General features: G+C 77.0%; 11 protein-coding genes. 3 read left to right on the plus strand and 8 right to left on the minus strand.

Annotation, left to right across the window (positions count from 1 at the left end; all coding sequences use genetic code 11):
* Nucleotides 1-45: 45 nt before the first annotated feature.
* The 6 genes from infA to ACFC1T_RS34825 form a co-directional block, all read right to left on the minus strand.
* Nucleotides 46-270, minus strand: a complete 225-nt coding sequence (gene infA / locus ACFC1T_RS34800; protein WP_188306513.1) for a translation initiation factor IF-1 — start codon at nucleotides 268-270, stop codon at nucleotides 46-48.
* Nucleotides 271-723: 453 nt separating this feature from the next.
* Nucleotides 724-1329 (minus strand): TlpA family protein disulfide reductase, encoded by a 606-nt coding sequence (locus ACFC1T_RS34805; protein WP_375895745.1) that lies wholly within the window; start codon nucleotides 1327-1329, stop codon nucleotides 724-726.
* Between the two features lie 218 nt (nucleotides 1330-1547).
* Nucleotides 1548-2648, minus strand: a complete 1101-nt coding sequence (locus ACFC1T_RS34810; RefSeq protein ID WP_375895748.1) for a chemotaxis protein — start codon at nucleotides 2646-2648, stop codon at nucleotides 1548-1550.
* Nucleotides 2649-2855: 207 nt separating this feature from the next.
* Nucleotides 2856-4076 carry an NAD(P)/FAD-dependent oxidoreductase gene (locus ACFC1T_RS34815; RefSeq protein WP_375895751.1) on the minus strand — a complete coding sequence of 407 codons (1221 nt, stop codon included), beginning with the start codon at nucleotides 4074-4076 and terminating at the stop codon, nucleotides 2856-2858.
* Entirely contained in the window at nucleotides 4073-4270 is a 198-nt protein-coding gene (locus tag ACFC1T_RS34820; RefSeq protein ID WP_375895754.1) for a ferredoxin, read from the minus strand. Before ACFC1T_RS34820 ends, ACFC1T_RS34815 begins: the two co-directional genes overlap by 4 nt.
* Nucleotides 4271-4317: 47 nt before the next feature.
* Entirely contained in the window at nucleotides 4318-5517 is a 1200-nt protein-coding gene (locus ACFC1T_RS34825) for a cytochrome P450 (RefSeq protein ID WP_375895757.1), read from the minus strand.
* A gap of 280 nt (nucleotides 5518-5797) precedes the next feature.
* Between ACFC1T_RS34825 and ACFC1T_RS34830 the strand changes: the two genes are divergently transcribed.
* A complete protein-coding gene (locus tag ACFC1T_RS34830) occupies nucleotides 5798-6349 on the plus strand; it encodes a MarR family winged helix-turn-helix transcriptional regulator (RefSeq protein ID WP_375895759.1) in 552 nt (183 codons plus the stop codon).
* Nucleotides 6350-6356: 7 nt separating this feature from the next.
* Here ACFC1T_RS34830 and ACFC1T_RS34835 read toward each other — a convergent pair whose 3' ends face one another.
* Nucleotides 6357-7457 (minus strand): RNA-binding protein, encoded by a 1101-nt coding sequence (locus ACFC1T_RS34835; RefSeq protein ID WP_375895761.1) that lies wholly within the window; start codon nucleotides 7455-7457, stop codon nucleotides 6357-6359.
* Nucleotides 7458-7507: 50 nt separating this feature from the next.
* Nucleotides 7508-8848 (minus strand): M14 family zinc carboxypeptidase, encoded by a 1341-nt coding sequence (locus ACFC1T_RS34840; RefSeq protein WP_375895764.1) that lies wholly within the window; start codon nucleotides 8846-8848, stop codon nucleotides 7508-7510.
* 159 nt (nucleotides 8849-9007) lie between these two features.
* On the opposite strand from ACFC1T_RS34840, the gene ACFC1T_RS34845 reads away from it, so the two are divergent.
* On the plus strand, nucleotides 9008-11818 hold the full coding sequence (locus tag ACFC1T_RS34845) for a BTAD domain-containing putative transcriptional regulator (protein ID WP_375895767.1): 2811 nt from the start codon (nucleotides 9008-9010) through the stop codon (nucleotides 11816-11818).
* Nucleotides 11819-11880: 62 nt separating this feature from the next.
* The gene (locus tag ACFC1T_RS34850) at nucleotides 11881-12636 is read left to right on the plus strand and encodes a DUF6193 family natural product biosynthesis protein (protein WP_375895769.1); all 756 of its coding nucleotides are present in this window, start codon (nucleotides 11881-11883) and stop codon (nucleotides 12634-12636) included.
* Nucleotides 12637-12651: the final 15 nt, after the last annotated feature.

Consider the following 12651-nt stretch of genomic DNA (forward strand, 5'->3'; position numbering starts at 1 on the left):
CCACGGGGGAGCGTGCCGGGCCACCGGTTCTCCCGCCGCCGGCCGCTAGTTGCGGTAGCGGTAGCGGATCCGGCCGCGGGTGAGGTCGTAGGGGCTGAGCTCCACGAGCACCCGGTCGTGCGGGAGGATCTTGATGTGGTTCTTGCGGACCTTCCCGCTGATGTGGGCCAGGACGACGTGCCCGTTCTGCAGTTCCACCTTGAAGTTGGCGTTGCGCAGGCACTCGATGACGGTGCCTTCGACTTCGATGCCGTTCGTTGTCTTGGTCATGGTGTTCACCTCATTCTTCGTTCGTTCGGTGTCGGGGTCGTTCGTTCGATGCCGGGGCGGCCGGTGCGCGGGTCAGCGCCGGACCGGTTCCAGGGTGCTGCCCGCACGCCGGGCGGCGCCCTCCGGGGGCGCGGCGGCGGGGACGCTCGGGACAGCGGCGCTCGGGACAGCGGCGCTGGGGAGAGGAGCGCTCGGGGCAGGATGCGGCGCACTCATGGTGCTGCCTTTCGGAAGTGCCTTGCCTGAGGCGCTCCCGGGCGACGCCAACGTCAATCGCCCACCGTGACGACGAGGGGGAGCACCCACTCGGTTCCTGCCTTCATGGGTCTCACCTCCTCGCATCGGTCGCACGGCTGGGCAGACGGTAGCAGCCGACGACCCGCCCGCCCAAACGATTTACGCCCCGGCGGGGCGCCACCGCGCTCGGCCGGACCCGGCCGCACTCGGCCGCGCTCAGCCGGACTTCTCGGCGAGCACGGGCTCGACCATGGACTCCAGGGCATCGTAGCTCTGGCCGCCGAGGGCGCGCGCCGCGAGACGGCCGCGGCGGTCGACCACCAGGGTGGTCGGGAGGGAGCCCGCGTCGAGGGTGCCCGCGGGGAACCTGAGCAGCTGGGTGCCGGCCGGGTCGAACAGGCTGGGGTAGGTCAGGCCCTGTTCCTGCTGGAAGCGCCGGGCGTTGGCGATGTCCTGGTCGCGGGTGTTGATGCCGAGGAACTCGACGTCCTGGCCCTGGTAGTGCTGCCGCAGGCGTTCCAGGGCGGGCGCCTCCGTGCGGCAGGGGCCGCACCAGGAGCCCCAGATGTTGACGACGACGACCTTGCCCCGGTGGTCGGCGAGGGCCGCCGGGCCGCCCTCCAGGGTCTGCCCGGTCACCTCGGGGGCGTCCCGGCGCCCGTCGGCGGCGGCCCGGCCGATGCTGGTGCCCTTCTCGGTGACGAAGACCGCGCCCTCGCCGCCGGAGGAGCAGCCCGCGAGGAGCGCGGCGGTGAGTGCGGCGGTGAGCGCGGCGGGGGCCGCCGCGGTCCGGCGGCGGCGCGGTGGTGGGTCGACGTCCATGGCCGAAGCCTCGCACTGCTGACGCCGGGCGGGTCATGAGGGTGCGTCATCCCGGCCGCGGGGGCGTGCTGGGACCGGCCGGTGGAGTACCTGACGCGGCGTCTGCGGACCGTACTGCCGTGCGGGGCGGGGGAGTTGACGGCCGTCGCGCCCGGGCGGTGCGGCGCGGGACGGGCGCTGAGGCGCGGCCCGGGCGCGACGGTGAGGGGTCGGTGCGGTCAGTAGCGCAGGTCGGCGGCGATGCCGCGGGCGTCGGCGAGGGTGCCGTCGGGGACGAAGGCGACCCGGGCCCCGGTGTCGAGGGCGCGCTCGACGACCTCGTCGACGATGTCCTCGCGGGCGCCGGCCTCGCCGGGCTCGGCGGGGACGAGGTGCTCGCCGGCGTCGCGGACGGTGGCGCGGTGGTTCTCCTCGACCACCAGGAGCGCGACGCGCCCCTCCCCCACCGCCTGCCAGACCTCGTCGAGGCCGGCGGCGAACCCGGAGCGGCCGCGGGCCTTGTCCAGCCGGGCGAGGGCGTCGGCGGTCTCCTGCTCGGCGTGGGCCCGCACGGCGGGCCCGACCACCTTGCGGACGGTCTCGACGTCGGCCTGGGCGAGGCCGCCGTGCGGGATCTGGGCGGTGGCCTCCTTGGCGATCGGGCCCGCGGCGTCCAGCAGGGCCAGGGCGGGCGCCTCCCCGACCACGTACAGCGGGCGGGGGTCGGCGGCCAGGACCTTGCCGAGCGCGGTGTCGGCCTGGCGCAGGAAGGTCTTGGTCTCCTCGTCGCGGAAGGTGCTGGGGGTGTCGCCGATGCGCTCGCGGCGCTCCGGGTCGGGGTTGTCGAAGAAGGCGCGGGTCAGCGGGAAGCCGTGGGCGCGGTCCTCGGTGACCCGCTCCGGGGTGCCGCTCCACAGCACGGCCCGGTCGGCGGCGACGGCCAGCACCCAGTAGGGGCGCTCGGCGGCCTGGGCGGAGACCAGGTTGCGGGTGAGGAAGGTGTCGGACAGCACCACCCGGGCGGGGGCCGTGCGGGCGAAGGTCCACACCTGGTGCTCGCCGGGCGCGGCGAGGATCGCCAGGCCGTCCTCGGCGTGCACCAGGTCGACCTCGGCGAGGGCCTTGTCGAGCTGCCCGACCACGTCGATCCGGTCGGCCCGGGAGACCTCGGGGTCGGCCTGGAGGCGTTCCTTCGCCTCGGCCAGCAGGTTGCGCAGCCGTACCGGGTCCTGGGTGTTGTCGGGTTCGCGGCGGTGGGTGGGCATCAGGACGGACACCGCCGGGTAGGGCCGGGGCCGGCGCAGTTCGGCGAGGACGGCGGGGCTGAGGGCGGGGTGCATGGGGACCCTTTCCGAAGGCGGTCGGCCTTCTCTGCGTGGGCGCACGGTGCCTGGCGCTGCTGCTGCCAAATGCCCCTAATGTAGCGATTTGCTCCCGATGCCGCCGGGTCGGCCGGCCGCCGCCCCTTGCCGGCCGGCCTCCCGCCCGGCCTCCCAGCACCCAGCCCTGGCCCGCCGGCCCCCGGCCCCCGGCCCCCGGCCCCCGGCTCAGCCGACCGGTGCGGCCTCCCGTTCGGCGGCGGGCGGCCAGGGGCCGTGGGCCGCGACCTGGGCGCGCAGTCCGCGCAGGGCGCGGGCGGCGGCGATGCCCACCGCGCCGGTGACCCGGCCCTCCCGCAGGCAGGCGGCGGCGAACCGGTGCTCGGCGAGGCTGCCGTCGACCAGTTCGAAGCCGTCGGCGGCGCCCGGGCTGCCGAAGGCCTGCACCCGCAGGCCGTACTGGTCGGTCCACAGGTACGGGACCGGGGCGTAGGCCTGGCGGGTGCCGTCCGGGCCGGCCAGCAGGTTGCGGGCGGCGAGCAGGGCCTGGTCGGTGGCGTTGGTGCGCTGTTCGAGGCGCCGGCGGCGGCCGGTGCGCGGGTCGGGCCAGGAGGCGGCGTCGCCGGCCGCCCAGACGCCGGGGCCGGCGGCGCAGTGGGCGTCGCAGGCCACGCCGTCGGCCAGCGGGACCCCGCTGCCGGCCAGCCACTCGGTGGCCGGCACCGAGCCGATGGCCATCAGGACGGCGTCGGCGGCCAGTTCGCCGCCGTCGGCGAGCCGTACGCCGGCGGCCCGGCCGTGCCGCCGGAGCACGGCGGCGGCCGCGCCCCGGTGGATCCGCACCCCGTGCTCGCGGTGCAGGCCGGTCAGCAGCGCGGCCGTCTCGGCGCCCAGGACGGCGGCCAGCGGCGCGGCGGCCGCCACCAGCCAGGTCACCTCGGCGCCGAGCCCGACGGCGGTGGCCGCCGCCTCGGCGCCGAGCAGTCCGCCGCCGACCACCAACAGCCGTGCGCCCGGCCGTAGTTCCTCGCGCAGGGCGAGGGCGTCGGGCAGCGTGCGCAGCACGTGGGCGCCGGGCAGCGGTGTCTCGGCGCCGGGCAGCCGGCGCGGGCGGACGCCGGTGGCCACCACCAGGGCGTCGCAGCGCACCTGCCGGCCGTCGGCCAGGTGCAGGGTGCGGGCGCCGCGGTCCAGGCGTTCGGCCGCCACCCCCAGGCGCAGGTCCAGCCGCAGCTCCGCCAGGGCGGCGCTCCCGCGCAGGGCCAGCTTGTCCGCCGGCAGCCGGCCGTCGAGCAGCTGCTTGGACAACGGCGGCCGGTCGTACGGGGGTTCGGGCTCGGCCCCGACGAGGGTGAGGCGGCCGTCGTAGCCGGCCCGGCGCAACGCCTCGGCGGCGTGCAGTCCGGCGGCGCCGGCTCCGACGACGGCCACCTCGCGCAGTGCGGTCACACGTTCTCCAGGGTGATCGCCGCGGCCGGGCAGACCGCGGCGGCGTCCTGGACGGCCTGGTGGAGGCCGGCCGGGGGGCGGGCGTCGAGCAGGACGACGATGCCGTCCTCGTCGCGCTGGTCGAAGACCTCGGGGGCGGCGAGCACGCAGTGGCCGGCGCCGCAGCACTTCTCCTGGTCGATCAGGACGAGCATGGGGTTCCCTTCGGGGGTGGGGGTTCGGGGGTGGGGGCGGGCCCGGACTACCAGGCGATGGGCAGCTCGTGGACGCCGTAGATGAGCATCTCGCCGCGGAAGCGGACGTCCTCGAAGGCGGTGGCCAGGCGCAGTTCGGGCAGGCGCCGCAGCAGGGTGTCGAGGGCGATCTGCAGTTCCAGCCGGGCCAGCGGCTGGCCCAGGCACTGGTGGACGCCGAAGCCGAAGGCGAGGTGGCGGCGGGCGTCGCGGGTCAGGTCGAGGCTGTCGCCGTCGGTGAACTGCGCCGTGTCCCGGTTGGCGGTGCTGATCATGCAGACGACGCCCTCGCCGGCCCGGATCCGCACCCCGCCTAGCTCGACGTCCTCGGTGGCGACCCGGGTGAGGCCGGAGTGCACGATGGTCAGGTAGCGCAGCAGTTCCTCGACGGCGCCGGGGACGGCCTCGGGGTGGCGGCGCAGGTGGTCGAGCTGGGCGGGGTGGCGCAGCAGGGCGAGGACGGACAGCGCGGTCATGTTGGCGGTGGTCTCGTGCCCGGCGACCAGCAGCAGCCGGCCCATCGCGCCGATCTCCGCGGTGTTGAGTTCGCCGCGTTCGACCAGGCGGCTGAGGATGCCGTCGTCGGGGTGGGTGCGCTTGGTGTCGGTGAGTTCCTCCAGGTAGTCGGTCAGCCGGGCCTGGGCGGCGATGACGTCCTCGACCGAGGAGTCGCGGCGCAGCAGGACGCGGCTGCACTCCTGGAAGAACTCGTGGTCCTGGTAGGGGACGCCGAGCAGCAGGCAGATGACCAGGGAGGGCAGCGGCAGGGCGAACTCGCGGACCAGGTCGGCCCCGGTGCGGCCCTCGGTCATCCTGTCCAGCAGTTCGTCGGCGATGCGCTGGACCTCGGGGCGCAGCGCCTCGACCTTCTTGATCATGAATTCGCCGGTGAGCATCCGGCGCAGGCGGGCGTGCTCGGGGTCGTCCATCCGGATGAAGACGGGCTGGCCGTTGTTCAGCTGGCGGGCGCCGGCGCTGACGAAGGGGAAGCCGGGGCGGGTGGAGTCGGAGCTGAACCGGGCGTCGGAGAGCACCGCCTTGATGTCCTCGTGGCGGGTGAGCAGCCAGCTGGGGGAACCGTCCCAGAGGGAGATGCGGCTGATCGGCTCGTCCTGCTGGGCCTGCTGGTAGGCCGGCGGCGGGGCGAAGGGGCAGGTGCCGCGGGCGGCGGGGTGGGTGAAGCGGGGGGTCTGTGCGGCGGTGGCCATGGGGGGCTCCCCTCTCGGAGCTGGCTGTGCCGGATGGGTCGGTCCGGTCCGGCCCGCGGTGCCGTGCGGGGCACGCGAGGGTGCGGCCGTGCGGGGCACGCGGGTGCGGCGGGCGTGCGGGCCCGGAGCATTTACGTGCCAAAAGCAACTAACTCGCTGTCACGCTAACTCGCGGTCCGTGGCGGCGAAAGGGCCCATCCGGTGGGCGCCGAATCTGTCCGAAATCCGGTGACCGGTCTGCGCCGCAGCCGGGAGGCGCACCGGCCGCTAAAGTTCCCCCATGTCGGACGCCGCAGACGATCGGACCGCCACCGCGGACACCGCCACCGCAGACCTGGAGGCCGTACTGGCCTCGCTGGCCTACCTGCTGACCCGCTCCCAGGAACACGAGCGCCGCACCGCCAAGGCCGGCATCACCGCCGCACGCTCGGACGTCTACCTGCTGCGCGCCCTCGCCGAGGCCGACGGGCCCAGCCGGGTGGGCGACCTGGCCGCCCGGCTGATGGTCAAGCCCTCCCACGTCACCCGGCAGATCGACCGCCTGGAGAGCCAGCACCTGGTGGCCCGCACCCCCGACGCCCTGGACCGCCGGGCCCGCCGGGTCGCCCTCACCCCCGACGGCCGCGCTCTGCTCGAGCGGCTGAAACAGGCCAACATCACCGGCCTGACCGACGCCCTGGACGGCGTCCCGGAACCGGACGTCGCCGCGACCGTCAGCGTGCTGTGCCACCTGATCGAGCGCTACGTCCAGCGCGTACGGGGCTCACTGCTCTCCGAGGACGACCCCGCTCCCCCGCCCCGCCCCGCCCTGCGCGACCCCGTCGAGTCCTGAGCGCGCCCTACTCGGGCCCCGGCTCCCGGTCCCCCGGCGCCGGCTCGGTGCGCCAGCGGGCGCGCAGGACTCCGTCGGCGTCCGGCAGCACCGCGGTGAACAGCGGGCCGCGCTCGCCGGCGTACACCGACAGGACGGCGGCGGCCCGGGCCCCGGACAGCTCGGCGGCCCGCTCCCTGAGATCCTCCGCGTCCGCGACCGTGCCGGTGATCCGGCCGTCGCGGCCCTCCCGGAGGAACTCGACCGGGCCGTCCTCGGGCAGGGCGGCCAGGGCGGCGGCGACGTCGGTGAGCAGTTCCGGCCACACGGCGAGTTGGGCGCGCGGGACCAGCAGGGCGCGCACCGCGTCGACCGCCTCCTCCGCCCTCGTCACCTCCGCCGCCGTCCTCGCCGCCGTACCGTCGCCGAGCCGGTGCCAGCGGCAGGCGTTGTCGGCGGGCACCTCCTCCAGCAGCGCCGCCCGGCCCTCCACCACGTACCGGCGCAGCCGGGTCCAGAACTCCTCGTCAGCCGGGCACTGCTCGCCTGGCTCGTCGTCCTCGGCCTCGTACGGGGAGGCGTCCATCGGTTCCGGGTGGAGGCCCAGCGCGCGGGTGCGCGCCACCGCCGCCGGGCAGGGCGCGTCGCTGCCGACGTAGAGGTACTGGTCCCAGCCGACGTGCACGGCGAAGGCGGGCTCGGGGCCGTACCCGGCGTCGGGCTCGGTCTCCAGGCGGCACCAGGCGCCGCTGTCGCGGAGCATCGCCCGCACCAGTTCCAGGCCGACCGCGACCGGCACCCGGGCGCCGTCGTGGAAGCCGGGGTGGAATCCGGTCGGGTCGGGCGGGAACAGCCCCGCCAGGCCGCCGCCCTCGACCGCCGGCTCCGCGCCGAAGTGTGCGAAGCCGGGCGGGGCCTGGGGTTCGCGGATCGACAGCCAGCGCACGCCGCTCTCCTCGGCGAAGGCCGCCACGGCCTCCAGGTAGGCGGCCTCGACCGGCCCGTGGTCGCTGACCGCCTCCTCCGTCCCCGTGTAGCAGCCCCGCTCGTCGCGGTCGGCCGGGTCGTACTTGGTGATCCGGTGGACGTGGGACGGCGCCGCGCGGTGACGCCGGGGATGGGAGCTCACCCGGCCATCCTCCCGGAGCCTCCGGAGCCCGCCCCGCGCGGGGCGGGCGGTCAGGGGAGGGGGACGGCGGCCGCGGCGGCTTCGGCGGTGTTGGCGTGGTGGGCGGCCTGGCGGGTGACGGGGAGCCAGGTGGGGCGGAAGCGGTGGCGGTAGTGGGCGCACCAGGTGTCGAGGAGGGCGGCGGGGCGGGGGTCCTGGGCGGGGATGGCGCGGCGCAGCAGGGCGGCGGCGCGGACCGGGATGCGGTGGGCCCACAGGTCGATGCCGGCCAGGTGGGCGCGGGTGAGCGGGGGCGGTGCCGGGCGGGGGCCCTCGGGGGTGCGCGGGTCCCAGGCGTCGGCGAGTTGGCGCAGTGCGGTGAGCTGGGTGCGGGTGGCGCGCAGCAGCGGGGTGTCGTGCGGGTCCTCGTGCGGGGGGAGGGCGGTCAGCAGGGCGGTGAGCTGTCGGCCGCGCTCGCGCAGGTGGTCGGCGGCGGCGCGCAGGTGGCGGTCGGCGTCCTGGGCGGGGACGGGGGCGTCGTCGCCCAGGTGGTGGCTGGTCCAGGCGGGCACCTCGACGACGACGGTGCGCCCGCCGTGGCGCCGGGGGGCGAACCAGGTGGCGGCCCGGGCGCCGCCCCGGGCCTCGTCCTGGTCGGTGAGCATGCCGGTGGTGTTCTCCTGGGTGTCGATGTGCTCGGGCTCCATCAGGAAGACGCCGGGGCTGACGGCGGGCAGCCGGTGGGTGTCGAAGGAGCCGGTCTCCACCGGGATGCCGAGGGCGGCGGCGGAGCGGGCGAAGGGGGCGGCGAGGGCGGTCGGGTCGGCGGTGGCCTGGAGGAAGGTGCCGCCGACGTCCGCGGTGTGCAGGGAGAGCTGGAGGGCGGGCCGCAGTTCGTCGATCAGGTCGAGCAGGATCCGGCTCTCGGGGAGGCGGCCGCCGATCGCCGGGGCCCATTCGGGCTGCTCCTCGGCGGCGGGGCGGTAGTAGCCGGCGAAGTAGGCGGGCAGGGTGCGGGCGAGCAGGCCGCCTTCGGCCAGGTGGGCGCCGTCGGGGTCGAGGCAGAGCAGCAGGTGCCAGGTGGTGGCCGGGTGCCGGGCGGGGCGGGCCAGGGCCCGGTGGGCGAGTTCGACGAGGCCGGCGCGGCCGGAGAACTCGTCGGCGTGGGCGCCGGAGACGACCAGGACGTCAGCGCCGGGGCGGGGGCCGTCGGCGGGGCGGGGGCCGTCGGGGCCGATCGAGAGGAGTTGGAGGGGACGCCCGGCCCGGGAGGTGCCGAGGGTGCGCAGCCGGCAGCGTCCGGGGTGGCGGGCGGCCAGGTGGTGGGCGGTGGCGGTGAGCTCGTCGAGCGTGGGGTAGCGGTCGTGGAGCAGGATCGCCCTGCCCGCGGCGGTCGAGGTGTCGGTCAGCATCGGTCCCCTCCCCTGGTGTCCGGAGGTGGTATTGGATCCGATCGGGTACGGGTCCGTCCAGGGCGCCGGGCGGGGTGGTGCGAGGTGCTCCGGGCAGGGGGCACCGTGTGTTATCGACAGATCCCTTACTGTCATATGCTTGTTATATTTGCTGGTCAGGTGGGGGCGTTGGTGGACTTCCGGTTGTTGGGCTCGGTGGCCGTGGTGACCGCGGACGGGCGGGAGCTCGCCCTCGGCTCGCCCAAACGCCGCAGCCTGCTGGCCACGCTGGCGCTGAACCCCGGCGCGCCCGTCGGCATCGACCGGCTGACCGAGGCCCTCTGGGAGGAGGAGCCGCCCCGGCACGCCCGCACCGTCATCCACAACCACGTCTCCGGGCTGCGCGCGGTCCTGGCCGAGCACCGGGCCCCCGAGGCCGGGGTCGAGCTGGCCACCGACGGCAGCGGCGGCAGCGGCGGCTACCTGCTGCGGGTGCCCGAGGCGGCGGTGGACGCCCGGCGCTTCGAACGGCTCGTCCAGGAGGCCGGCGCCGCCCGTGAGCCCGACCGGGCGGTGGCGGCCCTGCGGGAGGCGCTCGCGCTGTGGCGAGGGCCCGCGCTCGCCGGCACCGAGCCCAGCCTGCCGCTGCAGTGCGCCGCCCGGGCGCTGGAGGAGCTGCGGCTGTCCGCCGTGGAGGAGCTGGCCCGCGCCCACGGGCGGCTCGGCGACCACGGCGCGGCCGCGGGCGTGCTGGCCGCCGAGGCCGCGCTCAATCCGCTGCGGGAGTCGCTGGTCGCCGCGCTGGTGACGGCTCTCGGCCGGGCCGGGCGGCGCCCGGAGGCGCTGGAGTGGTTCCACCGCGCCCGCCGGACCCTGGCCGAGCAGCTGGGCATCGACCCCGGGGCGGAGCTCGCCGAGGCCCACGAGCTGGTGCTGCTCGGCGACGTGGCACCGGGGCCCGCGACGGCATCCGGGCCCGCGACGGCGCCCGCCCCCGCCCCCGCGCCGGTCCCCGCCCCCGCCGCCGTGCCGGCGGAGCCCGTCCCCGCGCCGTGGCCCTTCCCCCGGCGGCCCCGGGGGTTCTCCGGGCGCGAGGACGAGCTGGCCGCGCTCGACCGGGCCGCCCGCGCCCCCGGCGCCGTCACCGTCGTCACCGGCGGGGCCGGGGTCGGCAAGACCGCCCTCGCCGTGCACTGGGCGCACCAGCGCCAGGCCGACTTCCCCGACGGGCGGCTGTTCGTCGACCTGTGCGGGCACAGTCCGCTGCCCGAACGCGCCACCGGTGCGGTGCTGCGCGAACTGCTGCTCGCCCTCGGCCTGCCCGCGGAGCAGATGCCCTCCTCCCCCGAGGCGCTGGCCGCCCGCTACCGGGAGCTGACCGCCGGGCGCCGGATGCTCATCGTGCTCGACAACGCCCGCCGCTCCGAGCAGGTCCGCCCGCTGCTGCCCGACGGGGACGGCTGCGTCACCCTGGTGACCAGCCGCGACCGGCTCGGCGGGCTGGTCGCCTCGGACGCCGCCCGGCCCGTCCCGCTGGCCGAACTGTCCGCCCCGCAGTCCGTCAGCCTGCTCGCCACCACCCTGGGCCCCGACCTGGGCCCCGACCTGGTCGGCGCCGAGCCCGAGGCCGCCGCCCGGCTCGCCCGGCTGTGCGACGGGCTGCCGCTCGCCCTGCGCCTGGCCGCCGCCCGCCTCGCCACCTGCCCGCACCAGGGGCTTGCCGCGCTCGCCGACGAACTCGCCGACGAGCAGGGCCGGTTGGGGCTGCTGGAGGTGGAGGACACCAGTGTCGCCGCCGCCCTGGCGCTGACCGTCCAGCACCTGTCCGCCCCCGCCCGCCGGCTGTTCCGCCGCCTGGGCACCCACACCGGCACCACCCTCGACAGCCGCACCGCCGCCGCCCTCGCCGACGTCGAACTGCCCGAGGTCGCGGGCGCGTTGGGGCAGCTGGCCACCGCCCACCTGGTGGTCGAGATCGACCGGGACGCCTACACCCTGCACGACCTGGTGCGCCTCTACGCCCGCAGCCTGCGCACCCCGCCCGAGGAGGACGACTCCGACACCCTGTCCCGGCTCCTCGACCACCTGCTGAACACCCTGCTCGCCGCGAGCGCCGCCGCCGAGCCCGGCAGCGAACCGTGCTGCGAGCTGCCCGCCGGGGCCCGGCGGCCCGTCGAGGTGCGCCCCTTCCCCGACCGGGCGAGCGCCCTGGCCTGGTACGCCGCCGAACGCGACACCCTGCGCGGCGCGGTCGAGGCGGCGGTCGGGGCCGGACTGCACGACCGGGCCTGGCGGCTGGTGCTGCTGCAGTGGCCGCTGATCGTGTGGCAGGTCCGGGACGGCTGGGTGCCGCTGCTCGAACACGGGCTCGCCGCCGCCGAGGCCGACCTCGACCCCGGCGCCCAGTCCCGGGCCCGGGCCCTGCTCGGCTGGGTGCTGCTGGAGGAGGGCCGGCCCGAGCAGGCCCTGGTCCACCTCGAACGGGCCCCCGGCCTGGCCGCCCTGGCCGGCGACCGCAGCGCCCAGGCCGTCGCCCTGGTCAACCTCGCCGCCGCGCTCGCCCGCTACGGCCGGCCCGGGTCCGGGAACGTCCCCGCCCGGGTGCGGGACCTGCTGGGCAGCGCCCTCGCCCTGGCCGAACAGGCCGGCCGCGCCGACCTCGTCGCCCTCGCCCGCCAGCACCTCGCCGACACCTGCCTGGCCGGCGGCGACCCCGAGGCGGCCGCCCACCACGCCGCCTGCGGCCTCGCCGTGGCCGAACCGCCCTTCCCGGCCGCCCGCCGGGTCGTCCTGCAGACCCTGTACGGCCGCGCCCTGGCCGCCAGCGGCCGCCGCGCGGAGGCCACCCGCCACCTCGACGCCGCCCTGCTCGCCGCCCGCGCCCACCAGTACGACGAGGGCGAGGCCGCCGCCCGGGCCGCCCTGCGGGCCCTGTCCGGCGGCGCGGGCGCGGCCCGCGGACACCACCCGGGGCCCGACCGGCGCTGCTGACGGCGGCGCAGCGGCCCGCGCCCGCCCTTCCGTTCACCGCGCGGCGGCGACAGAGTGCTGCCATGGACTGCGACCTCTACCCCGACGTGGCTGCCGCGGGCAGCCTGGCCGCGCTGCTGGAGCGGACGGCGGCCGGCCTCGGCATCGCCCTCGCGGTGACGCCCCGAGCACCGGGCTCGCTCACCGCGGCGCGCATCGCCTCCTCGACCCCCGACCGCGAGCCGCTCTCCGTCTACATCGACGAAGCCCCGCGCCGGCGGTTCGGCATCGCGGGCCGCAGCGGGAGCAACCAGCTCATCGGCGGCGGGACGACCGACCTCGCGGCCGTCGTCCGGGCGGGCGTGGCCTGGGGAGCGGGCCGGAGCCTGCGGGAGATGGCGGCGGAACTGCCCTTCGAGTGCGCCGTGGAGTTCGCCGACGCCCTCGCCCAGGGGGCGGCCGCGGTGGTGGACCTGCAGTGGCGGCACGTGCGGGAACACGCGGCCCGGACCGAGGACTTCCCCGAGTTCACCGACCTCGTGGAAGCGGCCCACGCCGAACCGCGGCTGCGGCGGCTCTCCGTGTACCTCAGCCACTGGACGGTCGCGTTCAGCTCCTGCACCGACTTCCCGTTCCGCGACGAGGTGGCCGTCACCCCCTCGCCGAACGGCCCCTACTACGTCCGGGACAACCCGCTCTACAACTCGCCGGGCAAGGAGCCGCTGTCCCGCGTCCTCGCCGAAGCCCCCTCGGCCGCCGAGGCCGTCGCCCTGGCGGCGGGCCACCTGCCCGCCGACCTCGGCCCGGCCGTCCTGGGCCGCGGGCTCGACGACGACTGACCGCAGGACCCGGCC

The sequence above is a fragment of the Kitasatospora sp. NPDC056076 genome (genome assembly GCF_042266305.1).
Classification (GTDB): Bacteria; Actinomycetota; Actinomycetes; order Streptomycetales; family Streptomycetaceae; genus Kitasatospora.